The following is a 26,105-nucleotide window of genomic DNA, read 5'->3' as shown; positions in this document are numbered from 1 at the left end:
TTGATCTACTATTTAGAATTTAATAAAGTAGAAAAAACACTCTTATTTTTGATGAACAAATAAATTTACTACCTTAGTTATTGGATTTGAAATTGTCAGAAACTATCTATTTATTTTATTAAAAATTTTATAACATATATATCTTCTATAATAAGAAAATTAATTTTTATAAAAAATATTTTTCGGCAAATGTAGAAACCTTATGAGAGCAATACTTTTAACTTTTACTTATTGTAATTTTGTTAAGGTGCGTCTAGGATAGCCAATATTATTTGCCTTGATGCATTTGTTGTAACTGACGATACTCAACTTAGTTTTGAGAGCAGGTATTTTCAGATTATGATACTCATCTAATTGTCTTTTCTAATATGGAAGACCTATCATAAAAATAATAGTAGAACAAAATCCTAATAGAGTGATTAAAGAGAAATAAACACCGTAATTAATTATAAATTCACTAATCTCTGATACCGAAACTGATGGAGTTAATATAGGTATCTCTCAACGAATTGATGTGGATAGCACTCTATTAAATCATTTTTTGAGACGAAATTGCATTAGAAGCCCAAAATCACGTAGTGGAGTTACAAATATTATGTGTTTTTATGTCGTTCATATTAAAGATCAATATATTTCCCAATAAAAATTAAACTAAATATTCATTGATGAGGGATTTATTCTTTTAAAAGATAAAGAAATGGCCTTTTATTATAAGTAATGAGAAATATGGTATATCTTTACCTTGACATATGACAAAAATTTCAAAAATAAAGGTAATTAATCTTTAATAAAGTTTAAAGTTAAAGGTTAGTGTTGTTTGCTTAAAGTGGTTGAAGTTGATAGCAATTGCATAGCCAGAATGACTATGTTAAATTTAAATTATGTATTATTAAGTTGTAAATTAGAGTTTTGTCCCAACTTGTTATTTTATTATTTTTAATTATTAATTGTAATGTCTGCTACCCATACTCCCTTAAATCAACGTTCTTTATCTCTTGATCATCAGGATCTTATCGATTTAATCTCTAATCAGCAACATATTTTAATTATTCAAGATCTTGATGGTGTTTGTATGAAGTTAGTCAAAGATCCTTTGACAAGGATAATTGATAAAAATTATTTGGAAGCTACTAAATTATTTGCAGGACATTTTTTTGTCTTAACCAATGGGGAACATATTGGCAAACGAGGGGTGAATGCAATTATTGAACGTACCTTCAATAATATCAATTTAGTCCAAAATAAAGGTCTTTATCTACCAGGTTTAGCGGGTGGTGGAGTTCAATGGCAAGATTGTCATGGGAATATCTCTCATCTTGGTGTTAGTGAAGAAGAATTAACCTTTTTACAACAAGTTCCTCAGAAAATTGAAAAAGCTTTAATTGAATTTTTTAAGCAAAATAATTGTGGGTTGGAAGAAAGTAAAATACAACAAGGAATTCAATTAACTGTCCTAGACAATAAAGTATCCCCGACTGTTAATTTAAACATATTTCATGAATATTTACAGCATCAAGAGGATAGCTATTGTAAATTACAGCAGGCAATGAAAATTTTAATGGATGATTTGCAAGAACAAGCTAAACATCAAGGGTTAGATAATTCCTTTTTTGTTCATTATGCTCCCAACTTAGGAAAAGATGTTCAAGGACGAGAAATCATGCAAATAGCTGAAGGGGAAGACTCAGGAACAACAGACTTTCAATTTATGTTGCGGGGGGCAATTAAAGAAGTTGGGGTATTGGTTATTCTCAATCATTACTTTTTCAATAAAATTGGAAAGTACCCGCTAGGAAAAAATTTTAACGTTCGACAATCTCCTAGAGATCATCAAAAAATACTGAAATTAGTTAAAGATAATTTTGATCCAATGCAAATGCCGACTATCATAGGAGTAGGGGATACTGTAACTAGCAAAGCTAAAGAAATAAATGGTAAATTGACCTTTCAACGGGGGGGGAGTGATCGTGGGTTTTTACAGCTTATTCAAGAGATTGGCAAAGAATTTAAGTCTGGAAATATTACAGTTTATATTGATAGTAGTAGTGGGGAAGTTAAAAATCGTAAGCCTCTAAAAATAGAAAAGTTTATCAACCCTAAAAATAAAGATTCACCAGAAGAATTACTCGTTATTAGAAGCTTGGGAGATTACCGAGATAAAGATGATCCACTGACTTTAAATGTTGTATTTCCCGAGGGATATAAACAGTATATTGAATTTTTTAAAAAGTCAGCTGTAGCAAGGCATAAAAAAAATTATACTAATTGAGTAGTGGGAAAAATAACTAAGCTAAAAAAAATAAAGGCTAATAACTTTTTGTTGCTCTTAGTATGAATAGAAAAGTTAGTTAACTGTTAATTATTCAAACTTTAAGGAATTTCCCCGAACGTCAGTGTTTAGTTTTCCCCTTTCATAAACTATTTGTCCCCCAACAAGTGTTACTATTGGCCATCCGGTCAACTCCCATCCTTCAAAAGGACTCCAACCACATTTAGTTTGTAAATTTTTTCGTTGAACAGGGGCATAATTTTCTAAGTCAACTAGTACTAAATCAGCATCATACCCTGGTTTAATTAACCCTTTATTGGGAATTTTATAAGCCTTAGCCACGGCAGTAGACATCCAATTAGCCACTTGAGAAATACTACAGTGTCCTAATTTAGTTTGAGTTAACATTAAGGGTAAAGACGTTTCTACCCCTGGCATACCTGAAGGAGAATTGGGATAACTTTTAGCTTTTTCCTCTAAAGTATGAGGCGCATGATCGGTAGCGATAAAATCAATTATCCCATCTAACAAAGCCTGCCAAAGAATAGTATTATTTTCAGGTGACCGCAAGGGGGGGTTCATTTGAGCTAATGTTCCTATTCTGTCATAGGCTTCCGTATTAAGTAATAAATGTTGGGGAGTTACTTCTGCTGTTACCCAATGAGGTTTATTCTTTCGTAAGAATTCTGCTTCAATTCCTGTAGAAAGATGGAGAATGTGCAATCGTCGTTGATACTTATTCGACAATTTTAGGGCTAATTTTGTCGCGTTAAGGGCAGTTTTTTCATCTTGGATTTGGGAGTGGATAGCTGGATAAGTAATATTATGAAATTCTTGACGACGTTGAATAATTCTAGCTTGATCTTCAGCATGAACTGCAATCAATCGAGTTCCCTTGGCAAAAATTGGCTCCAATTCAGCTTCTCTACTTACTAATAACGTCCCATGTGCTGACCCCATAAATATTTTAATGCCACAGGTAGGATTGGCTATTAATAAATCAGGTAAATTGTCGGTGGTAGCACCGATAAAAAACCCATAATTGACCAGACATTTCTGGGCAGCCAGGTGTAGTTTATCATCTAAAGCTCTTTGAGTAATGGTTAACGGATGAGTATTAGGCATTTCCAAAAAAGAAGTAACTCCCCCCTTAGCACAGGCACAAGTAGCGGTAAAAAGGTCTTCTTTGTGTTCTAATCCAGGTTCACGGAAATGGACTTGAGGATCAATCACCCCAGGCAACAAAGTTAGTCCCGTTGCGTCTATGAGAATGTTGGGGTCCGGTGTAATAATTTCTGAAGCTACTTCGAGAATCTTTCCGTCTTGAAGTAAAACATCCCCGAAAAGAAACTGGCCATCAGGTAAGAGAATCCGAGCGTGACGAATGAGGAGTTGTATCATAGTATGAGTATTGGTAGACCTACATAAATTCTGAGAATAATTGATTCAATCTTGCCACTGTTTTGGATATCAACAAACTAAAAAGCAAATAACCGTTACTTTGAAAGTTTCCTATCCCTATGTCTTGTAATTCTTTGTTTTTATATTAATAACTCCTATGGCTCGAAGCTTGAAACAAGAGACTAAGAATCCAAATCAGTCTCCCCAAGAAAACCCTTGGATTGAAGGGATTAAAACTATAGCCACAGCAGCTATTTTAGCTTTTGGTATTCGCGCATTTGTGGCAGAAGCTCGTTATATTCCTTCATCTTCGATGGAACCGACTCTACAAGTCAATGATCGCCTTATCATCGAAAAAGTTAGCTATCATTTCCAAGAACCCAAGCGGGGGGATGTGGTAGTATTTAACCCAACAAAAGCTCTTCAGGAGAAAGATTTTCGCGATGCGTTTATTAAACGGGTAATCGGGTTACCTGGAGAAACCATTGAGGTGAAAACAGGAAAGGTCTATGTTAATGGTCAAGCTATCAAAGAAAAATATATTTCCGAAGATCCTAACTATGATTACGGTCCAGTTACAGTTCCTAAAAGGCAATATCTAGTTTTAGGAGATAATCGTAATAATAGTTACGATTCCCATTACTGGGGACATGTGCCGAAAGAGAAAATTATTGGTAAAGCCTTTGTGCGTTTTTGGCCGTTTAACCGACTGGAGATATTGCATAAATATCCCATTTATCCATCAACTCAGCCATGAACATTTCCTCAAAGTATATTGATTCAATAGACAGCAATAAATCGAATCTATTTAAAATCTACGAACTAATTCTCTTGGCTACTTAAAACCAGGGAGATAAATATAGTATTTTTATTTTCTCCTTAGACTGTCCCATCTGCGCAGGCTTTCTTGCCATCATTAAACTCTTAACATCGTAAAAACAGGGTACCTGAATAAACGAAGGTAGTAACAAGATTTAGAATCAAGAATTGTTAGACCCATTTATATCTTAAACTAAATTATTTTATATGAAAACTTGGCGAATTAAATTAGAATCAGTTTTGCTATAACACTGATGAACTCCTACAAAACTAGGGATTTTATTGAATTCTACTTGTGCTTCTTGATTCCAATTCAAATCAGAATTAGTATAAATTCCTTTCGTGATAACTTCTTTAGTATCATTTACCCAAAAAATCTCTAAGAGATTCGCTTCCATTCCCAAGGTAAAAGAATATGAATAGGCTAAGCAATTAATTACTTCACAAGGAATACCTAAGGGCTTCCCAAGATTACGTTCCATTTGGGTTCCAAAAATGGCATAAGGTTTCAGACGAGCGATTGCATCACTAACTTCTGCATTATCATCACTAATTAAAATCTGATCGCAATATTCACTGACTTGTTCTGTGAACTATTTTCTGTCGTACCTACAATAGGTAGCTGCTAAAATTCCATGAATTTCCATCTCCAGAGTGAGGATTTTAGTTATTGCTACTGCATGAGTATTGTCCCCAAATACTATTGCTTTTTCCCCGTTAAATGCTGAAAATCAATAGAATGAGAAAACCAATCAGCCTGGGAAACATGAAGAGTTTATTCTTTGATATTGTTTTCATAATCAACATTAGCACCTTGTTCATTAATTGCTTGTTAAATTTTCTGGATACACCGTGCTGTTTTTAGTACTCCCATTGGGGTAATATATACATAGGGAGTTCCAAATTCTTCTTATAAATATTGAGCTACTATCAGTCCTAATTTTCGATAAGAAGCTAAATCAAACCACGCTTTTGGTGTTTTTTTAGGTCGTGAACTGATGTATCTTCGGGAATTACTTTATTAATTTAAATTTCTAAATCTTTCATCAATCGTTTTAACTCAGCATAGTTATACTTCTCATGGAAACCTAGGGTAGATATTAACAGAATATTCCTCAGGTTTTCCCTGAGTTAGTTCACGTTTTTAATTGATTTTTTCTCGGTAAAATTTAATGACTTGATACAAGGTTATATCTGATACTTGCAGTTTATTATAACGATTTTAAATGTGATTATTTCTGGATAATATCCTTTGTTTGATGGCTTAAACTATGCAGAGTATCACTAATTAGTATTAAATGTTTGATTGTGTTATTTAATTTATATTAAAAAATTTTTTTATAAAAAATAATCTCTGACCTTTTAATAGAATCTTCAGCACTTAAATTTGTGAGTTATTCTCGTTTTTTACGGTTAACTGATTTGTAGCTAAATTCTTCTTATAAACTATTGGCAATCTCAACAAATGGATAGTAGGTCGTGGAGTAGTAACATGATTTGATTCCTCATGTATCTAAAATGGCACGAGCATTACGTCGCAATCTCTCCCATTTTAACCTTCGTAATGCCGAAGATCTAAAATGATTATCCCAAGCTTTGAGGGAAATGTTCGCTATTTCTGTCAACTTTGGAGCAATATTTTGAGAATAGGGTTGAAAATCAACGATATTCGTTTCTTGTCCAAAGCGTTGATTCCAAGGACAAACATCTTGACAGATATCACATCCCGCGATCCATCCCTTCAGGTTAGAGGTGATTGCTTTTGGTAAGGTTGCTTGCCTATTTTCAATGGTATGATAGGCGATACAACGATTGGCATCTACTACAAAAGGTTGAACAATGGCCCCCGTCGGACATGCTTCCAGACAGCGAGTACATGTCCCACAGTGTTGAGTGTGAGGGGTATCAGGAATTAAGGTTAAATTAGTTAACACTTCACCCAAAAACACCCAACTTCCATATTCGCGGGTGATAAGATTGCTATTTTTAGAAATCCAGCCAATTCCAGCCCTTTGCGCCCAAACTTTATCTTGTATTGCCCCTGTGTCAGCATAATAGCGAGTTTTAATTGAATCCTCTTGCTCTTTTAGGTATTGACTGAAGGCTTTTAGCTTTTTGTGCATAACATTATGATAATCTCGTCCCCACCCATAACGGGAGACTTTGCCGTATTTTTTCCCTTCGGGACGTTGATGAGGAGTGTAATAATTAAGGGCAACACAGATAACTGATTTTACCTCAGGCATACAGTCCCGAATGTTGAGGCGTTTCGGGTTGGACATCCAAGCCATATCAGCATGATACCCTAATGCTAACCAACGTTTCAGATGAGTGGTTGCAGTATCATTAAACTGGCTATTAACATTAACAATTCCGACTTTATGGAAACCTAGATCTAGAATTTTTTGTTTAATTGTCTCAGTCCACTTTTCGATATTCATGACTAATTTTTGTTTTTTTTCTAGACAAAAACTTCCGTTAAGCATGATTACTTCGGAAAAACTAATATCGTTAACATTGCAATCACGAAGGTTCGTGCCGTGCAAACTTTTCTCTCCTAGTGAAGTGAAGTATCAATTATGTTAGCATCAGCTAAATTTTACTTCTAGGAGATTGGTACGACTGAATTATACCTTTTTCAGCTCTGTCTAACTAAACTTAGCACTTCTTCAATCATCATTCCTAAAATTAGTTTACTTGAAGTTGGTATGTATTAAACTTGCATTGACAATGATTTTGTTTTCGAAATTAACACAATTTAGATTCAGCATAGTTGAGATTTATTTTATCTTAATTTAGTTGATTGCTATCAATTGAGTACCGATCATCCATGTATAGATTAAACCTGTTCCACTAAGATTTAGAGTAATCTAAGGCAGTAGAGTTTAAATTAACTTCTATTGAGAGAAATGTAAATAACATCTGCTCGTTGGATATTTTAGAGGTTAAAATTTAGTCTGTCCCATTATTATCACCAGATTAACTTCTGAGTGTTTATTAAATTAAGTAAGCTGGAAAAATTTAGAGGATTTATTGATATTTATTCACTAGAAATAACTTAAGAATTCCAGGATAAATAAGGTAATTGGCTAGCGATTTCACGAACGCTATCGATGTTGTGGACAAGTTGTCCACAACTATCCCAAGTTCCTCCTAAAAGCATTTGCCGAGAACCCTCTTCCATTTCGATCAGAGTTATCCACGTTCCTGCTCTAAATTTCATTTCGGTTAAATCAAGAGTAATTTCTTGTTGCGGATGGGTTTGAATTAAGGTTTGTAACTGCTTAATATCTTCTGCTTTAGCTGTCACACAGGGAATTCCATTGGCGATACAATTGCCATAAAAGATCTCAGCAAAACTTTCTCCAACAATGGCTTTAATTCCCCATCGAATGATTGCTTGCGGGGCATGTTCTCTTGATGAGCCACAGCCAAAGTTAGCATTTACAACAAGAATTTTAGCGCCTTGATATTGGGGCAAATCAAAGAAGTGTTGTCCTCTAAGTTGAGCACGATCATCGGCAAAAATTTGCTCCCCTAAACCTTTGAAAGTGACACAACGCAAAAACCGTGCTGGAATAATGCGATCAGTATCGATATCATCCCCCACAACAGGAATCCCTGATCCGGAAATAGTTTGTACTTTACTCATTATATTGACTCTTTTATAGTACTAATTCAAAGTCTGTTTTCTTCTCACCATTGTTTCACTTATACCCTACTAGTATTTAGTTCGCAATTGTTTCACTGTAATTATAACCTCCTTAGATTTAGCTTATCCAGAATAAATATCAAAATTTTTTAGATGTTCCCAATTATTTATTCTAAGTTAGAGTTTGTGTTTAATATTTTCTGTCCAAAATAACCATGATTATCAGAGTCTAATTTTTTTCTAAAAAATAAAAAAATATAAATAAGTATTTTTTTTAAAAAAATATTATTCAACATGTCATAGATACTGAAAATTATACAAGTATTGATAAATATTTAATTTCAATTAAAACTATCTAATAGATATTATAAATAATAAATATTAGCTGAAATTATTTTAATGTTTTATCCTATACTGAGAGTAGTATTTTTATCTATAAAATATAATTTTTGGGCTTACATTGTAATGTCTAAACTAAATTTTTTTAAAAAAGTCAATTAAACTAGTCGCTTTTAGCAAATACAATTATAGTTAACATCATAGTTATTACGATCATTATGAAAAAGTGGTGAATTACTTTTTCATAATGATCGTAATTTTTGTTAGTACTCGTAGACTTCTTTCTAAGAATGGGCAGTTTTCTAGTTTCATGAGCTTCTCTCTCACTCTTGGACTGACCAACAGTCAAAGCTCCACTCCTTAACAAATGAGGCCGTGAATAGAAATCGTTAGTTACAATGCCCCAGCTACTGTTTGATCTAAAATTCCAGATCCTACTAAATGGCTGGTTAAATTAATCGCTTGCAAAACAGGAGATCCCTTGATTCCTTGAGGATAGTCAATCACACTAACGCCACCATTTCCTTGTTTAATGTTCCAGAAATCTTTGGTTTTTAGCCCTAACAAGTAGCATAAAATTACTTTATTAATAGCATCATGGGCAACTACAATACCCGTTTTAGATTCAGGAGATTTGCTGTAATTCTCTACCATTTGATTCCAACAAATGATTGCTCGATCCCATACTTGTTGTAAATTCTCTCCCTTTGGCATTTGTACTGTTTCTGGAGAGTCTTTCCATTGAGTTAATAACCCTGGAAAATCTACTTTAATTTCCGATTCTAATTTTCCTTCCCATAGTCCATGACAGATTTCTTGAAGTTGAGGTTTTAATTCTAACTCAACATCTTTATGATATTGAAGAATTATTTTGGCAGTTTCTTTTGGACGTAACATCGGACTACTAACTGCAAAGTTCAAGAGGACTTCCTTGAAAAAATCTGCCGTTTTTTGTGCTTGCTTTTTACCATTTTTATTGAGTGAAATATCTCTACCTCCTTGAAATCTCGATTCCCGATTCCATTCGGTTTCTCCATGACGAACAAGTAAAAAGCGTAAATGATTTTTGTCAGAACGAGTAGGAGGAATGGGGATTCCTAAATGGGAGGTTTGATTCAGGGATTCGAGTTGCACTGATTCCCCCCAATTACCGCTAAAATTCAAGATATTAATGCAACAATTAGACTGTTGAATTGAGTGATAATACTCTGGAAATATTCCAATAGCACTCATAATTAAACAACGATTGATACCATTATGAGCAACAATTAACAAAGTTTCACCCTGATGCTGAGGGATTATTTTCTGCCAAAATTTCTTAGCCTGTTGATATAAAGCAAGAACTGGAAAATGCTCTTTTTTTCCCTCAGATGTAGAGATAAGCATTTTAAATTCGTGGGGACGTTCTTTCCAAAACTGATATTCAGTCTCGAATATTTTAGCTACTTCAAGTTTATTTTGCTTTTCCCAGAGAGGAAGGTCTATTTCCATCAATTGATTGATAGCAGACAAACTTGGTCGAGAAGGCAAACGACTATGAATAATCTCAGCTGTAGCTTTTGCCCGTTGCAGAGGACTGCAATAGATTGCATCAATAGGAAGTAAACTAAGGCTATCCCCTAGTTTTTGAGCATCTTGACGACCTTTTTCGGTCAAAACTGATTCGTTATTGCGACCTTGTATAAGCTTTTGAGCATTATAGTTGCTTTGTCCATGACGCACTATAATAACGCGAGTAGCCACTATCTTCTATCCTCTCTATGGATTACCAGTTTCTAGATTACAGGTTCATGGAACTGATTAGATTAAATTTTATGATTTAAGTATGACTCTCGTAAAAAAATGGGTTTCTCGGTTTAACTTAAATTTAATTAAAAAAAATAACTTCAACCTATTATTAGTCATTAGCTTTGCTGTCATTACTTTAATTGGTATTCTTAATCATGCTATGTGGCGTGATGAAGTCAATGGATGGTTAATTGCTAGGGATAGTGTTTCTTGGAAAAATTTCTTTCATAATATCAACTATGAAGGTCATCCAATTCTTTGGTATGTCTGTTTATGGGTACTTAATCAATTAACTCATAATCCTCTAGCAATGCAGATTTTTCATTGGCTTATTGCTGTCGGATGTCTGACTTTATTTGTTTTTTATTCTCCTTTTACCAAACAGCAAAAGTTATTATTTTCGTCAGGATATTTACCTTTTTATGAATATACTTTGATTAGTCGAAATTATTCTTTAGGAATTCTGGCTATTTTTTGCTTCTGCACTTATTTTAAAACTCGCCATAAAAATTATATTCCCCTAGCTATAATTTTAGCTTTTATGGCTAATACAAATGCCTATTGCTTGATGATTTCTATGTCTTTAGCTTTAACATTAGTTTTTGACTATTTGACTCAGAATTATTTACAACATAAAGTTAAACCAGGAATTAAAAATGTTGTTATTGCTTTCATAATTTTTGGTTCAGGAATAGTGTTCGCTGTAATTATGTTACTTCCTCCGTCGGACAGTACACTGCAAGGAGGAGCAAGTCAATGGTTTTTTGAGTTTGATTGGATTAGATTCAATCAGTCGTTAACAAGAATATGGAGGAGCTATATTTTAGTTTTAATCCCTAGCGATAGGAAACCTCTAGATTTAGCTATTTTTGCAGTTCTATCTTTAGGTTTGTTAGGGTTCGTATCGACGCTTTTAATTAAAAAACCAATCGCATTATTTTTCTATTTAGTTAGTAGTATAGAATTCTTAACTTTTACATATCTAAAATTTTTAGGTTCCCAAAGACATTATGGACACTTATATATCATTCTAATTGCTTCTTTATGGATAAAAAATTATTGTTTTGATTCTGAATTATTGGTTGATTTGTTTCGTTATACTCCTCAAAAACTCTATAAACTATCTTCAAGTTGGCTCAAGTTTGTAACCAATCATCAAAATAATTTTTTTATGATTGTTCTATATCTTCAGTTGATTGCTGGCATTGTTGCTTTTAGTCGGGATTTACTAACTCCTTATTCCGCTAGTCGTGCTACAGCTAACTTTATTCAAAAAAATAATCTAGAATCAATGATAATTGCCGGTAGTGAAGACTTTACTATTGCTCCTATTAGTGGTTATTTAAATCAAAAAATTTACTATCTAGAAAGCCAAAAATTAGGAAGTTATGTTTTGTTTAATGAACGGAGAAAAATAATCGATGACGAAGAAATATTGACAACAATCAATCAGTTGATTAATAACAGTGAAAATAGCAAAGATGTAATTTTAATTTTAAATCGACAATTAAAAGCAATAAGAAGCGATCTTGAAATTATTTCCCTAGCTCAATTTAAAAAAGCTTTCATTTATAATGAAAAGTATTATCTTTATTCGATTAAACAAAAAAATCTAACCCAATAGATAGACAAGATAGACCTAATGATCTCTAGAATGCCTAACTTAAAACAATTTTTTAAAAGTATAAACCAGGATATATCTTGGTCTATATTTTTATTATTATCTGCTCTTATTTTATATTTAATCGGCTTGGGCGATTTACCATTAAGGGATTGGGATGAAGGATATTATGGAACTGTTGCTAAAGATATTTATAAAAGCGGTAACTGGTTATATATGACCTATCATGATGAACCTTTTTTACTGAAACCTCCTCTGATTATTTGGCTAATAAATATAAGCTATTTAATTTTTGGTATCAGTGAATTTACAACCCGTTTACCCTGTGCTTTTTTGACAGCTTGTGGTGTTCCTTTGTTATATTTGATAGGAAAAAATATTTTTTCTAGTCGTCTTCCAGCTATTTTGGGCACATTGGTATATTTGACCTTATTGCCTATGGTACGTCATGGACGACTAGCAATGTTAGATGGACCAATTAATACTTTTTTCCTGTTTTCTATTTTCTGTTTATTTCAGTCTTTTTATCAGCATTTATGGATAATTGGAGTAGGAATTGGATTAGGATTAATCGCTTTTACTAAAGGAATTTTAGTTATTGCTTTAGGTGGGATTTTGGCAATATTTTGTATTTTTAATAAATCTTTAATTTTTTTTAAAGATCCTGTATTTTGGGTGGGATTTATCTTAGGATTTTTTCCAGTAATTTTGTGGTATCCACTTCAAATTATAGAGTATGGAGAAAAATTCATTAAAGTTCACTTTTTACAACAAAACTTTGATCGATTATCTCAAGCAGTTGAAGGAAATCAAGGATCAGTATGGTACTATATAATTGAATTAATAAAATATAGTTTTCCCTGGCTTTTATTTCTACCCGGAGGATTAATTTTAGCGATTAAAAAATATCAGCAAAGTTGGGCTAAATTAGTTTTAATTGGGTTTATCCTGTTTATAGGAATTATATCCCTGATGAGGACTAAGTTACCATGGTATGTTCTGCCTGTATATCCGTTCTTCTCTTTAGCTGTGGGAGCATATTTAGCTGAAATTATACGAAATAATTATCAATTTTATCCCAAGATTCTAGGGAGTTTACTAATTGTTGGTAGTTTAGCCTCACTAGCAGGAGGAGTATATTTTAGTATAAAAACTAATGATTTTCAAATTCTCACATTATCAATTTTAATAGGAATTACATTTGCTTTATCTTACGTTAATTTTCTACTAAATAATCATAACTTTATCTTTACTCTTTTTGTTGGATTATATTTGAGTTTGAGCATATTTGTAAGATCTGATTTATGGATTTGGGAACTAAATGAATCATTTCCTGTTAAACCTGTAGCTACTCTAATTCAGGAAAACACTCCCCCTAATACAGTAATTTATACTTCTTATGCTTACAGTCGTACTAGTTTAGATTTTTATAGTGATCGTCAAGTGATTGCTCAAAATCTAGAAGAGTTGAAAAAATCAGCAGCTATCTCGTTCTATTTCCTTTTAGATCCGTTAACTTTAGAAAAGTTAAACTTAAATAAGTATAAAATCTTAGGAAATACTCAAGACTTTATTTTAATTAAAAAGTCTAGATAATAAGAAAAAATTTACTTTCAAGTCCTAATTATAAAAAAAGTAAAATTTATGTCAGTGAAGCGATTAACCGTATTAGTTTTAACAATTATTTCTTTGATTCCCGTATTATTTTTGTTAATCAATAGTATTAACCAACCACAGGTACAAGTTAATCTTGAGCTATATCAAACAAATTTAATTTTGCAATCTTCAGAATTTTTTTCGAAGTATTCAAATATTGATCAGACTAGAGCGAATTTTAATTTTGCTAAAATCGAAAAAGTATTAATTGGAAAAAACCCCTACAAAGTAATTTCCAACAAATACGAAACTGCTATTGAAACTTCTCAAGAAAGTTTGGATAGATTAAAAAATAAGTTTAAAATTGCTACTGGTAGTTCAGTTTCTGAAGATGTTAAAGACTCTTCCATTACTTTAAATAGTAATTCAGTATATTTCGGAAATCAAGCGCAATTAAAAACTGATATCAATAGTCAGCAACAAGTAATTAACAAGCTAAAATTAGAGTTGGGAATATTAAAAATTAAACAAGGAGAAATATCAAAAGCAATTGAAAGTTGGCAACCAATGTTGACTACTAACAATGAGAATGATTTAGAGTCTAAAACAGGAACAGTCGCTGATATTTTAACAAACTTATGGAATGAAAATCCTAAAATATTATCTAATGCAGAATTGCAAATACAGCATAATCTACGCGGGTGGTTCAGTTATCAAACCTTAAAAAGGCTTTACACACTTCAAGATAGACAAGCTGACTTAATTTCATTAGAAAATCAACAAAGAGAAAAAGAAAATCGAGCCATTATCAAATTAACTTGGGTCAGCATTATTCCAGTATTATTAGGAATCATTGGATTTAGTTTACTTATCTTTTTATTGGCTCAGTTATTACTTAAAAAACATGGGTCTATTTTATACATTAGTGAAAAACTATCTTGGAAAACCCCTTGGGATGCTGAAACTATTTGGCAGGTCTTGATTGTGGGATTTTTCTTTGTCGGCCAAATCATATTTCCTATTGTATTTAACTTTCTTCCCTTCAATCCTACCAACTTCAGTTTACGGCAAAAAGCTTTTTACATATTAGCTAGTTACTTATCTCTGACTTTAGCAAGTCTTTTTGTACTTTACTGGTCAATTAAATCCTATTTTCCCCTGCCAAAAGATTGGTTTCGATTCGAGATAAAAAGTAATTGGTTAATGTGGGGAGTTGGGGGATATTTGGTTGCTTTACCTTTAGTGATTATTATCTCTTTAATTAATCAACAGATATGGGATGGTCAAGGGGGTAGTAATCCTTTATTATTTCTAGCATTGGAAACCCAAGATACAGTAGTTTTAGCTATTTTCTACTTCACTGCTTCTCTCTTAGCTCCTTTTTATGAAGAGATTATGTTTCGAGGATTTTTGTTATCGTCTTTAACCCGTTATATTCCGGTTTGGGCAGCTATTACTATCAGTAGTTTTATTTTTGCTATTGCTCACTTAAATTTATCAGAAGTATTTCCCTTAGCGATTTTAGGTATGGTCTTGGGAGTAGTTTATACGAAATCGCGCAATCTTCTGTCTTCTATGTTAGTTCATAGTCTTTGGAATAGCGGAACGTTATTGAGTTTGTTTTTATTAGGTAGTAGTGACAAGTAAAAGCTAATCTTATGTTCTTAAATTAAATTAAACAATCAATAGTATTTCTTAAATCGGAAGAGCCTTTCTTTTCTGATTTAAGAAATACTATTGATTGCCAAAATTATACGTCATCCCACTATTTGAAAGTTAACTTTACTAGGGATTATCTTTCAGCAAAAGTTGATCGCAAAGCCAACTGAAGAAACTCCGACTTAAGAAGACTAGAGATAAAAAATGACTGTAAAAACGGTAAATTAATGAATTTACTGTTTTTACATTATAAGAATTCAATAATATCTTTATATATCTAATCTATGAGGATATTATTGAAAATTTTGACGATTTAGAGGCTAGTAATCAAACTGGATATTTTTTTAGTTCTGATTATTTTAAGTTAGTAAGTAGGTAGCCCTAAATAAAGCTTAAAAAAATAAATTACTTTGTATCTCTATTTAATTAGAGTAACTCCTTAATTCTATGAGATTCAAAAACACTGTTGTTATACTCCGATTATACTGAACTAACTGGCAAAATGCCAAGTCAGAAAACTTCAGAACTAAAAATTAATAAAATCTCTGAGTCCATAAGCTTTTATTCTAATTAACTTCAACTTATTATCAATTCCAACCTCTAGTTATTCAAAATACTTTTTCGGTTACAATTAATAGATGTTTTGACATAAATTATCTAATTTTAAATTTAGTGTAGCATTATTTTATACTAACAAAGAAACTACCATAATACCGGCTATACCATATAGCAATAATGGCTTGTAAGAAGTTTATTATTAACAATGGAAGTATTTCCTTGATTTTTTTATTTTTACATGACAAATTCGATAGAATTTTATTTTAAAAGATTAATATCTTGAAGTAACGCAAATAACTTAGCCACTTTTGTTAAATTTTTATCACCAGGTGATTCTTCAACACCACTAGAAAGATCAATTCCCGTTGGATGTAACCATGTTAGAGATTGCTCTATATTATCAGGGGTTAATCCTCCTGCCAATAACCAAGGAAGCGGTGGGTTAAATTGTTCTAAAATTTTCCAATTAAAGGTGTGACCAGTTCCTCCTAACAAATTAGGATGGTAAGCATCTAATAGTAATGTATCTACTTCATTAAAATAAGCAGGTATGGCTTGTAATGACTTAGAAGTTTTGATCCTAAAGGCTTTAATCAGTTCAAGATGAGAAAAACGTTGTTTAATTTGATGACAAAACTGAGGCGACTCATCCCCATGCAATTGTATCCCAGTTAACTCTGTTTGGTTGAGAACTTGTTCTATTTCTAATAGACTAGCATTAGCAAAAACCCCAATAGAGCCAACTGTTATTGGCACTTCCTTAATCACGGCTTGAATTTGAAATGGACTAATATAACGAGGAGATCGGTGAACACAGATAAAGCCCAACATAGTAGCCCCTAATTGAGCAATCGCTTTTCCCTGGGATAGTTGGGTGATGCCGCATATCTTAATTCTCATTTTGCTACTATTAGATAGTAAAACTAAAGTAAACTTTTTGCCAAAAGGATTTATATAGTCCCTATTTTTAATTAAAGTTTATCAACTCATAAATTATACAGTATCTATACTATCAGACTTGATTTTATTTGCTCAGACAATTGTCCCAGATACCATCGGTTAGAATTAGTCAATAGGGGTTATTAAGATTGTTGCTAATCTTTTAGCTATCGCTATGGGATATTTTGCCACCCCAAATACGGAGCTGAGCTAAATTGACTTTTTCCTCAACTAGCATTTCAGAAAAATATAGTATTCCTTCAATGTTGGTAATCACTGGCTTTAGTCACATCTTAGAAGCTTGCATTATTCTAGTTTTTTCTAATGCCGGTATTTTATAGATAAGTAAGAGTGTATAGTTCCTGACTATAATTAAAAATTTATTCTTATTGTTAGCTTAAAATTTGGTTATTACTCTGACTTTACTTTAGATTTAGACAAAAACATACTCGTGTGCTATTGGGCATTTGATATAGAGAACATCAATAATTTAAAAAAAGCAAATAGCTAATATAATTATTTTTTTGTATTTAGCTTAACTCGTGTATCCAAAAAACTATAGGTAAAATCGGCAAAAAAGTTGCCAATAAAAATTAAAATTGCATAAATAAAGGTAACAGCCATGATTACTGGAGTATCATTCCGATAGATCGATTCAATTAATAAAGATCCAATTCCAGGAATACGAAATACCTGTTCCGTAACTAATGCTCCAGTAAAAATCGTAGGAATATCTAAGGCTATTAAAGTTATAATGGGAATCATAGCATTCCGAAGAATATGATTAGTCAAGATAGCAAAACTTCCTAATCCTTTAGCATAGGCGGTGCGAACATATTCTTGGGGGAGTTCATCTAAGATGGCTGAACGTGAAAACCGCATTAAAATCGCTGACTGATATAAAGCTAATACACAAACTGGCATAATAGATTGTTTGATTTGCTCAATAAAATTTGACCAATTGGTTATTTGTAATGTGCTGTTATAAATAAAAGGAAACCATTTTAACTGGACACTAAATATGACGATAAATAATAATCCTGTTAGAAAAGTTGGCAAAGAAAATCCTAAAAAAGCAACGGTAGTTGCAATTTGATCTAGCAATGAATATCGTTTTAAGGCAGAAACTATCCCTAAAGGAAAAGCAATTAAAAAACTTAGGAGATAAGCAGTTCCAGCTATCCATAAGGTGGTAGGTATTCGTTGTAAAATCAAACCAATCACTGGACTTTTACTAGTGAAAGAATAGCCTAGATCTCCTCTAATAAAAGCTAAAATCCATTTTATATAACGAATATAAATTGGTTGATCCAACCCTAGACTTTTACGAATATTTTCCCTTATCTCTGGTGTAATAGCCGGGTTGGAAGCAAATTCTCCCAGAGGATTACCTGGTGCTAAAGCTAAAATAGTAAAAATAACAATACTAATGACAAGTAGAGTAGGAATGGCGGTTGATAAACGCTTAATTAAGTAAGATGTCATCTGATAATGATCCAATACATTGAGTTTCGCGCAATGTGACTATTATATTAAATTTGATGGACATACCATCCTAAAAAAACACAGTAGATTTAAGCAATGATAATGAGTTAAATCTTTAATTTTTTTATTTCACCGCGAATATAACGACAATTCAGCAATACTTCTTCTATCTTAGAGGTTTTTAAAAAACTTATAAAATGAACAGTTATCTACTAATGAATATTTATCTACATAATATCCAAAATAACTTTACTAGCTTTAACTCTGGAGAGTAACCTAGCAAATATCTCCAGTAATTTTTGAAGCAAATTTTCTCTTTCTGCTATGAAACCGTATGTTCTTTTAGCCAGATGTTCATCAACTAAATTCAGCCATTTTATATTCACTCTTGAAATTTAATTCCATAAGACTTTTCACGTAAGTAGTTTAATTAATTCACAGATATATGACTATTCACAGCTTAATTCTATCATAATAGTCGGGGTTTTCCACATGGTACTTCCAACTTTTCTTTTGATTGTCCTCAATTCTACTCTAAGTCTATAAAAAATACATATCTACTTAGGTTTCTAGATTTATTCTTTTCATTCTTTAAACTTTTAAAGGTAAAATTTCAATTATTTTTTTTATTAAATAAGCTATCCCTTATCATATTTTTAGCTTAAAATTATGATAAGAATATCTGCAATTTTTTTTCAAATTTTATCCTCTTTATTCCAAAATTTTATTAATACAATTATGTCTCGCTATCTAACAAGTACTTTCAGTTATGTCTATATCTGTCTATCTACTGATCTTGATTTTAATTACTAGGCTATTTTTTAAAAAGTGGTTTATTAGTTAAGGTTTGTTTTCTTCTCTTTACCTCAATTTTTGATTTTTTAATCTTTTTTTTGACTGACTATATTTTTAATCACTTCTTTATTATGGTTATAATTTTTTGCTATAGCTAGTACACTATCGTCGATAATTTCTTCCTAAGAACACTTTTCAATCTACATAATTTTGACTGTTATGACATTTCTTTTTAGGTTATGAAAAAGAGAGTGACTAGCTAAACTAAATAAGTTTGCCTAAACCTTATTTTTATTTATATTGTCTTTTACTTGTTACAAATAAGGTTTCACAACTAAACTTTGTATCATCTATTTATACTCAACTTACAAGTTAACTTTAGTATATTTTCCAATCTTTAATATTCCAGGTATTAAAGTCCCAAGGGGTTGATTTGAATCCTTTAATTTTATCACTAATTCCAACAACATCAGCTCGATGAATTAAGGGAATTGCCACAAAATCATTAACCAGAATGTCGTTCATTTCAATAAAAATTTCTTGTCGTTTTTTTTGATCTAATTCTTGAGTTGCTTGTTGCCATAGTCTATCATATTCTGGGTTACAATATCGGGAGTAATTATCTCCAGACCAGTTGTTTGATTTTTGAGGAATGGTATCACACATATAGGTCTTCATATAGGTACTGGGATCAGGATTTCTGTTCCCAGTTGTGAACATTTCTAAATCAGCATAAAAATGTTCTACTGTATCGGTATTGGCTGGGTCACTGGAAAAGAAAATACTTGCATCAACGTTTTTGAGTTCAACAGCTACCCCTATTTTTCGTAGTCCTTGCTTAACAATTTCTTGTGTTTTTTGGCGTAGTGGGTTTACTGAGGTTTGAAAGACTACTTTCATTTCTATTCCATTTTTATCTCGAATTCCATTATTATTAGAGTCTTTCCACCCTGCTTTGTCTAATAACTTTGATGCTTTCTCTAAGTTAAACTCGTAACTTGTGCTAAAAGAATTGTATTGTGTAGGAGCAATTAAAAAGTTTGAGGTAGCTTTTCCAGTTATGCCATATAATTGTTTAGCAATAGTATCTCGATCTATTGCTAAACTAAAAGCTTCCCTTACTTGCCTATCTTGAAAAAAAGGATGGGGAAATTTTAAACTAGATTTTTCTCCCTCTGCTGTTGCTTTATTTGGATCAGTTAAATTAATTAAAATTCTTTCACTAGTCCCTCCAAAAATAGATTTTATTTTTCCAGTTCCACCTGTTTCCAATTGGTTGAGAATGTTAACTTCCACTTGTAGATTATAAGCATAGTCTACATCTCCTGTTTGTAACACCGCTCGTGCGGCAGAAGTGGCATCTCCACCTCCTTTCAATTTAATTGTTTTAAACCCTAATTGATCAATTTCCCGGAAATAGGAATTCACTTGATAAACCACTACATCTCCAGGTCTAAATTCTACAACTTTATAGGGACCTGTACCAACAGGAATTAGATTCTCAGGGGCTTGCCGTGCATTCTTACCGTTATATTTTTCATAAAGATGGCGAGGTAAAATCATTCCTCCTCCACCAATAAAGGGAAGATCCCAGGCCGGATTAGGTTGCTTAAAAACTACTTTTACTGTATTTTCATTTATGGCTTCAACTTTTTCGACAGTAGCATAATTATTGGCACTAGTTGAACCTACTTTAGGATTAGTAATGAATTGATAGGTAAACACAACATCATCAGCGATAAATGGGGTTCCATCTGACCATTTGATTCCTTTTTTCAATTTCCATGTTACTGACTTACCATTACGTGAAATTCCCCCATTTTCTATAGAGGGAATTTCAGCGGCTAAAAAAGGGATCAAGTTACCTTGATTATCATAACTAGCTAAAGGTTCTAATGTAATACGACTAGCTTCAGAATCTTTAAATCCTGTAGAAAGATGAGGATTTAAAATAGTGGGAGCCTGCCAGTACAATAAATTCAAGGTTTCACTTTGTTTTTTGGGCGTTATCTGAGAGCTTAGGTTGTTTTGTTGACGATTACAAGCAAATAAAACAAATGTTACTCCCACAGACAGCAAGACTTGTACGACTGAAGAACAATTCCTTGACAATTTCCTTATCACTATCACTATAAGTTATGACTCCTCAAATGGGATGGACTAAAAGATTTCACTCTGATACTTTCATGATTTCAACACAACGTGGGAATAGGGAACAGTAGAAGTTGTCAGTTATCGTGATTGTGTCAGAAAAGTGTATATCAGACTACAAGTTAATCAAAAAAGTATTTCATACGAGAACGGGCAATATCTCGAATTAAAACAGTTTTCGAACAAAAATAAACTTTCATGACCTGTAATTTTTCCCCGGACAAAGAGTATTGTGCATCGAGTTTATTCAGTAATTGACTCACTAAATACGAGTCATATAAGTATACTAAGGTTCCAGCAGAACTCTTTTCTACTATAGACCAAAATTGTTAAATTATTGAAGTATTCATTGAAAATTTCTCTCAAATCTATCTAAGTTAGAATTGTTACGGATAAAAACAATTAGGATAATAGTCAGCAATTTTTATAAAATCACTGACTATTATCCTAATTGTTTTTAATTTTATTTTTCTAGCTAAACAAAATTATTACCATTATAATAATTTTGTTGTTAGTTTTCATCAAATTGACTATCAATAAATTAATTAACTTGAGACTCTAACTATTCGCTAAATCTGATTCAACTTATCTAAATCAATATGAATAATGACAATAAGTTAAATTAAAATTTTTAAGAAAAATATTTACTTCTTTTAAATCACAAAATAATAAGGAGAGAATAAAAAAGATGATATTCAATGTAAAAAAATAAGGGTTCATAATTTTTCGCAAAAAGTATTAATTATATTGTTAATTTTTATGCAATGTGTATTAAGTAAATTAATATTTTAATATAGGACTCTTGCAACTTTTCACCGTTATGTAATGCTCGGGTATAATTATCTTAAGTTGTAGTCGAATTTTGATCAATAAAGATAGATGTATCACCAAATAAAATTAATCCATTGCTTGATATGAAGATAGGAACAATTAGCATATCTTTTTGTAAGATAATAGCTATTACTTTATAGTAGCTTTAAATTTTTAAAAGCTACTATAAAGTAATAAAAATATTAAAATATAGGAAGTAGCTAATAATATTTTTTCAAGAAAAATAATTACATACATATCACTTTAAGATGATCTTTAAACCTTATCATTATGGCATAATCTTCTAGAACGAGGTAAGATATTTTTTTTGTTTGATGAAAAAAAATAAATTAAGTTAGTAGAGTTAGAATTTCGTATTTTAAGTCAGAACTAGGATAAAAAAATCTGTACATTAAAGGAGTTTAAGTGATCATTTTTCTCTATCATCATAAAGATGACCAACGATAAAGTTTAACCCATAAAAACCTACTAATAATATTGCTTCTCACTTAAATATTAACTGATTTAACTGATTCTTAGATTAGCCAATAATTTATAAATGTTCAGAATTATTTCAAATTCTTATTTTTTTAAAAAAAGGATTAAATTCAGTATCTTTTCAAAAAATCACTCTGAAAAGTTACTGTTTCCATATTTTTGAACATTTTCAGTTTAAACCTTTTACTAACAATGTTTAATAGAATAAAACTTTCTATTATTTATGATAATTTTATTAATTTTTGTCCTTAACCATTAATTTAATAAATACAATACTTATTAAGTTTATAATAACCAGCGGATAGTCTTGTTTTTTAAAAAATATTTTTATATTCTTTTTAGTCTCAAATCAGAATTATTGATATTTATTTTTAAACAGCTTAACCAGTTAATTAAAATAGAGACGCTTGAGTTAAACGTCTCTACAGATCGATTCCAGGAAATATTTAATGGGTGATTCTAGCTGGACTGGCGGTTAACGCCTCTACCAAGGAACGAACAGCAGCGACCATCGCTACTTCGTCATTCAGTTTATTAATGGCTGATCCTACCCCCACGCCGGACGCGCCAGCCGCAACCGCCATAGGAACAGTCACAGAAGATAACCCTGACGCACACAACACCGGAACAGATACTGCATCAGAAATGCTACAAGCAGCAGCTAGTGTAGGGACAGCCTTTTCAATTAACCCTAAAATTCCTGCATGAGTAGGTTGGCTGCTGAATCCCCCTTCGGTTTGGATAATATCAGCTCCAAATTCTACTAAGCGCTCAGCTAATTGAGCTTGTTCATCAAGGGGAAGAATGTGGGGAACCGTCACTGAAAGGGTAATTTCAGGGAGAAGAGAGCGGGTTTCTTTTGTTAAGGCTAAAACTTCTTCTGCTTTAAATCGCCGTCCTTGGGTATAAAAAGCATCAAAGTTGCCGATTTCAATTAAATCGGCTCCTGCCTTAACCGCTTCGACAAACAACGTTGGTTTAATTGCTGAGACACAAATAGGTAAATCAATTAATTGACGTACATGGCGCACCAAGGCAACATCTGCGGCAATATCAACAAAAGTTGCGCCCCCAGCTTGGGCAGCTTTAACAATAGCCGTAACGTTCGCTGTGTCGAAATTGGTTAACCCACTAATCACTTTGAGGGCTTTATGTTGAGCAAAGGCTGTCTGTAATTGAGGATGCATAGTCATAGACTTTTAAAATAAATTCTGATAAGTTAATTGTGCCATTTTCCTGTGGCGTTAAGAAAGTATTCCTTAAAACCTGAGATACACCCCCAGTGAAACGATATCATGAATAGAATTATTATTTGTTTGGCCTGGGAATATCGAATCGAATGATTAAACTGGCAACACGAGTGGGGAAGGTTTCTCAGTCAATTACCCTTGCAATTGCCGCCAAAGCTAAGGCAATGAAAGCACAAGGTATTGATGTCTGCAGCTTTAGTACTGGGGAACCCGACTTTGATACCCCACAACATATCAAAGAAGCGGCCAAACTCGCTCTAAATCAGGGAAAAACTAAGTATGGTCCGGCAGCAGGAGAACCTACCCTAAGAGCAGCGATCGCCAAAAAGTTACGGATTGATAACAATTTAAACTATACCCCAGACAATATAATTGTGACCAATGGGGGTAAACAGTCTTTATTTAACTTGATGTTAGCGTTGATTGATCCTGAAGATGAAGTAATTATCCCGGCTCCCTATTGGTTAAGTTATCCAGAAATGGTTAAATTGGCAACAGGAACACCGGTAATTGTGCAAACAACAACAGAAACAAGCTATAAAATCACTCCAGCTCAACTGCGTCGAGCGATTACCCCTAAAACAAAATTATTTGTTCTAAATTCTCCCTCGAATCCAACCGGAACTGTTTATTCTGCCACAGAAATTAAGGCGTTAGCAGAGGTCATTATAGAGAACAATTTGTGGGTGGTTTCCGACGAAATTTATGAAAAGATTCTCTATGACGGGGCAGAGCATCTCAGCATTGGAGCAGTGAGTTCTGAGATTTTTAATCGTACAATTATTAGTAATGGCTTTGCTAAAAGTTACTCAATGACAGGGTGGCGTGTAGGATATTTGGCTGCGCCCATAGAATTAATTGAAGCTACTAATACCATCCAAAGTCATAGTACCTCTAACGTGTGTACTTTTGCCCAATATGGAGCAATTGCCGCTTTAGAAGAATCTCAAGACTCTGTCGAGCAAATGCTACAAGCCTTTACTAAACGTCGTCAAGTCATTTTGGACGGAATTATGACAATTCCTCACCTAAGTTGTCCGACCCCCATGGGTGCTTTTTATGTTTTTGCAGATATTAGTCACACCAAGATTAGTTCTCTCGATTTTTGTGAAGCACTTTTAGAATCTCAAAAAGTCACAGCTGTTCCAGGGAAAGTATTCGGGACAGATAACTGTATTCGTTTATCATATGCCACTGATTTAACTTCTATCGAAAAAGGAATCGACAGATTAGCTCAATTCGTCAGCAGTCTTTAAGTTATCAAAGGGAGAATTGTTATGTCTTATAAAAAAAATTAGTTGCAATGTATAAAGATCTTTTAGAGAGGCTAGTATTTAAACAAATTTTCTATATGTGAAGTTGTTTTAATGACCGAGAGGTATTGCTTAACTATTCCTCTCATTGTCCATTTTTAATGTTTAGTATTAAAATACTATAAATATTCTCAAAACTAGTTAATCGAAAGTCTATTGTTCCTTAAAAATAGTTACAAAATGACTATAATAAAATAATTTGACTGAAGTAGTTCAATATTTTAAGTTGGGTTTGCGTCTTAATTTTTTTAGCAACAGCATACTAATTAAAGTCTCGACCCGAAGAAATAATTGTACAAACGATCAATATAACTATACTGCTCGCTATTATCTCGGGATTAAAGTACTGTAAAGTAATCCCTCGGTAATCTTGATTTAATGGATAAGTGATCGTAACAAAAACCTAGGTAGAGCTAACATTCGCTGCCAACGCCAGGGTTCTTGATATAAACGATAGAGCCACTCTAAATTGTTGTCTCGTAACCACCGAGGAGCCCGGTCTTTAGTCCCAGACCAAATATCAAAGCTTCCGCCAACCCCAATCCAAATCCCTTGGGGACATAAATAACGGTGTTGCCTAATCCAAAATTCCTGACGAGGAACCCCCAATCCTACAAGAATTAATTGGGGTTGTTTGTCCAATAGAGTTTGTCGCCATAGATCTTCTTCTTCTGAGGATAAATAGCCATGGGATGAAAGAATAGAAATGTTTGGAAATTTCTTACGCCATTGGTCTGCCGCTGCATGGCTGATTCCAGGTTTTCCCCCATAAAAAACAATTAAAGGGAAATTTTCTTGTGACCCCAATTCTTGAAGCAACGATTGTGCCAGTTCAATTCCTGGACATCGTTGTTGTCTTTGTTGGCGCAGCCGCAGATAGAGGACGACACCAGCTCCATCAGGAATTACTAAATCAGCTTCACGAATGACTTCTGCCACCGAGGAGTCTTTTTCGGCTAACATAGCCATCTCTGCGTTCAGAGTCACAACATGAACTCCTTGATGATGATTGAGGCATTGAAGTAGCCAAGAAGAATAATCATCAAGAAGATGTACGAAAACATTAAAAATAGGAAATGAGGGAGGATTAGTTAGCATATATCAAATTGTATTTATAATTACTACTATTCAAAAACTTTAGATCTGAAACTACCTCGTAAGA

At 32.7% G+C, this 26,105-nt stretch carries 16 protein-coding genes and 1 pseudogene; 6 read left to right on the top strand and 11 right to left on the bottom strand.

From position 1 onward, the window contains the following. Window positions 1-952 precede the first annotated feature (952 nt). Entirely contained in the window at window positions 953-2,269 is a 1,317-nt protein-coding gene (gene stpA / locus ETSB_RS03540) for a glucosylglycerol 3-phosphatase (protein ID WP_044106332.1), read from the top strand. 90 nt (window positions 2,270-2,359) lie between these two features. Here stpA and ETSB_RS03535 read toward each other — a convergent pair whose 3' ends face one another. Further along, window positions 2,360-3,670, bottom strand: coding sequence for a dihydroorotase (locus tag ETSB_RS03535; RefSeq protein WP_044106331.1), 1,311 nt, complete (start codon window positions 3,668-3,670; stop codon window positions 2,360-2,362). 157 nt (window positions 3,671-3,827) lie between these two features. Here ETSB_RS03535 and lepB point away from each other — a divergent pair, with 157 nt between their 5' ends. Further along, window positions 3,828-4,427, top strand: coding sequence for a signal peptidase I (lepB, locus tag ETSB_RS03530; RefSeq protein WP_044106330.1), 600 nt, complete (start codon window positions 3,828-3,830; stop codon window positions 4,425-4,427). A gap of 325 nt (window positions 4,428-4,752) precedes the next feature. Here lepB and ETSB_RS10270 read toward each other — a convergent pair. The 4 genes and pseudogenes from ETSB_RS10270 to ETSB_RS03505 form a co-directional block, all read right to left on the bottom strand. After that, a pseudogene (locus ETSB_RS10270) lies at window positions 4,753-5,708 on the bottom strand (nitrogenase component 1); the annotation flags it as partial. Window positions 5,709-5,994: 286 nt separating this feature from the next. Next, on the bottom strand, window positions 5,995-6,930 hold the full coding sequence (gene queG, locus ETSB_RS03520; RefSeq protein WP_044107597.1) for a tRNA epoxyqueuosine(34) reductase QueG: 936 nt from the start codon (window positions 6,928-6,930) through the stop codon (window positions 5,995-5,997). A gap of 617 nt (window positions 6,931-7,547) precedes the next feature. After that, window positions 7,548-8,141: a 3-isopropylmalate dehydratase small subunit gene (leuD, locus tag ETSB_RS03515; protein ID WP_044106329.1), complete on the bottom strand. Its 594-nt coding sequence runs from the start codon at window positions 8,139-8,141 to the stop codon at window positions 7,548-7,550. 732 nt (window positions 8,142-8,873) lie between these two features. After that, entirely contained in the window at window positions 8,874-10,223 is a 1,350-nt protein-coding gene (locus ETSB_RS03505) for a histidine phosphatase family protein (protein WP_044106327.1), read from the bottom strand. 82 nt (window positions 10,224-10,305) lie between these two features. On the opposite strand from ETSB_RS03505, the gene ETSB_RS03500 reads away from it, so the two are divergent. From ETSB_RS03500 to ETSB_RS03490, 3 genes are read left to right on the top strand one after another with little or no spacing between them, the layout of a single operon-like run. Beyond that, the gene (locus ETSB_RS03500; RefSeq protein WP_044106326.1) at window positions 10,306-11,892 is read left to right on the top strand and encodes a hypothetical protein; all 1,587 of its coding nucleotides are present in this window, start codon (window positions 10,306-10,308) and stop codon (window positions 11,890-11,892) included. Between the two features lie 30 nt (window positions 11,893-11,922). Beyond that, entirely contained in the window at window positions 11,923-13,485 is a 1,563-nt protein-coding gene (locus ETSB_RS03495; RefSeq protein WP_044106323.1) for an ArnT family glycosyltransferase, read from the top strand. Between the two features lie 48 nt (window positions 13,486-13,533). Next, entirely contained in the window at window positions 13,534-15,132 is a 1,599-nt protein-coding gene (locus ETSB_RS03490; RefSeq protein ID WP_044106322.1) for a CPBP family intramembrane glutamic endopeptidase, read from the top strand. Window positions 15,133-15,960: 828 nt separating this feature from the next. Here the strand turns inward: ETSB_RS03490 and ETSB_RS03485 are convergent. From ETSB_RS03485 to ETSB_RS03470, 5 genes are all read right to left on the bottom strand, one after another. Continuing rightward, entirely contained in the window at window positions 15,961-16,602 is a 642-nt protein-coding gene (locus ETSB_RS03485) for a phosphoribosylanthranilate isomerase (RefSeq protein WP_044106320.1), read from the bottom strand. A 555-nt stretch (window positions 16,603-17,157) separates the two neighbouring features. Continuing rightward, window positions 17,158-18,126 (bottom strand): ABC transporter permease, encoded by a 969-nt coding sequence (locus tag ETSB_RS03480; RefSeq protein ID WP_044106319.1) that lies wholly within the window; start codon window positions 18,124-18,126, stop codon window positions 17,158-17,160. Window positions 18,127-19,299: 1,173 nt separating this feature from the next. After that, complete coding sequence (locus ETSB_RS03475) at window positions 19,300-21,000, bottom strand: peptide ABC transporter substrate-binding protein (protein ID WP_408643876.1); 1,701 nt, start codon at window positions 20,998-21,000, stop codon at window positions 19,300-19,302. Window positions 21,001-21,194: 194 nt separating this feature from the next. Beyond that, complete coding sequence (locus tag ETSB_RS10265; RefSeq protein WP_232509857.1) at window positions 21,195-21,335, bottom strand: hypothetical protein; 141 nt, start codon at window positions 21,333-21,335, stop codon at window positions 21,195-21,197. 1,491 nt (window positions 21,336-22,826) lie between these two features. Continuing rightward, entirely contained in the window at window positions 22,827-23,573 is a 747-nt protein-coding gene (locus ETSB_RS03470; protein ID WP_044106316.1) for a DUF561 domain-containing protein, read from the bottom strand. Window positions 23,574-23,719: 146 nt separating this feature from the next. Here ETSB_RS03470 and ETSB_RS03465 point away from each other — a divergent pair, with 146 nt between their 5' ends. Further along, window positions 23,720-24,886: a pyridoxal phosphate-dependent aminotransferase gene (locus ETSB_RS03465; protein WP_044106315.1), complete on the top strand. Its 1,167-nt coding sequence runs from the start codon at window positions 23,720-23,722 to the stop codon at window positions 24,884-24,886. A gap of 432 nt (window positions 24,887-25,318) precedes the next feature. Here the strand turns inward: ETSB_RS03465 and ETSB_RS03460 are convergent, their stop codons facing one another. Continuing rightward, window positions 25,319-26,041, bottom strand: a complete 723-nt coding sequence (locus tag ETSB_RS03460; protein ID WP_044106314.1) for a WecB/TagA/CpsF family glycosyltransferase — start codon at window positions 26,039-26,041, stop codon at window positions 25,319-25,321. Between the last annotated feature and the right edge of the window lie 64 nt (window positions 26,042-26,105).

Origin of the sequence: cyanobacterium endosymbiont of Epithemia turgida isolate EtSB Lake Yunoko, assembly GCF_000829235.1 — a bacterium.
Lineage (GTDB): Bacteria > Cyanobacteriota > Cyanobacteriia > Cyanobacteriales > Microcystaceae > Rippkaea.
Note: the sequence above shows the minus strand (reverse complement) of the source record. Positions and strands in the feature narration are given on the sequence as shown.

What these genes read in the sequence shown, in the direction of transcription:
- stpA (WP_044106332.1), top strand. Translation starts at nt 953, where the DNA reads ATGTCTGCTACCCATACTCCCTTAAATCAACGTTCTTTATCTCTTGAT.
- ETSB_RS03535 (WP_044106331.1), bottom strand. Translation starts at nt 3,670, where the DNA reads ATGATACAACTCCTCATTCGTCACGCTCGGATTCTCTTACCTGATGGC.
- lepB (WP_044106330.1), top strand. Translation starts at nt 3,828, where the DNA reads ATGGCTCGAAGCTTGAAACAAGAGACTAAGAATCCAAATCAGTCTCCC.
- queG (WP_044107597.1), bottom strand. Translation starts at nt 6,930, where the DNA reads ATGAATATCGAAAAGTGGACTGAGACAATTAAACAAAAAATTCTAGAT.
- leuD (WP_044106329.1), bottom strand. Translation starts at nt 8,141, where the DNA reads ATGAGTAAAGTACAAACTATTTCCGGATCAGGGATTCCTGTTGTGGGG.
- ETSB_RS03500 (WP_044106326.1), top strand. Translation starts at nt 10,306, where the DNA reads ATGACTCTCGTAAAAAAATGGGTTTCTCGGTTTAACTTAAATTTAATT.
- ETSB_RS03495 (WP_044106323.1), top strand. Translation starts at nt 11,923, where the DNA reads ATGCCTAACTTAAAACAATTTTTTAAAAGTATAAACCAGGATATATCT.
- ETSB_RS03490 (WP_044106322.1), top strand. Translation starts at nt 13,534, where the DNA reads ATGTCAGTGAAGCGATTAACCGTATTAGTTTTAACAATTATTTCTTTG.
- ETSB_RS03485 (WP_044106320.1), bottom strand. Translation starts at nt 16,602, where the DNA reads ATGAGAATTAAGATATGCGGCATCACCCAACTATCCCAGGGAAAAGCG.
- ETSB_RS03480 (WP_044106319.1), bottom strand. Translation starts at nt 18,126, where the DNA reads ATGACATCTTACTTAATTAAGCGTTTATCAACCGCCATTCCTACTCTA.
- ETSB_RS03470 (WP_044106316.1), bottom strand. Translation starts at nt 23,573, where the DNA reads ATGACTATGCATCCTCAATTACAGACAGCCTTTGCTCAACATAAAGCC.
- ETSB_RS03465 (WP_044106315.1), top strand. Translation starts at nt 23,720, where the DNA reads ATGATTAAACTGGCAACACGAGTGGGGAAGGTTTCTCAGTCAATTACC.
- ETSB_RS03460 (WP_044106314.1), bottom strand. Translation starts at nt 26,041, where the DNA reads ATGCTAACTAATCCTCCCTCATTTCCTATTTTTAATGTTTTCGTACAT.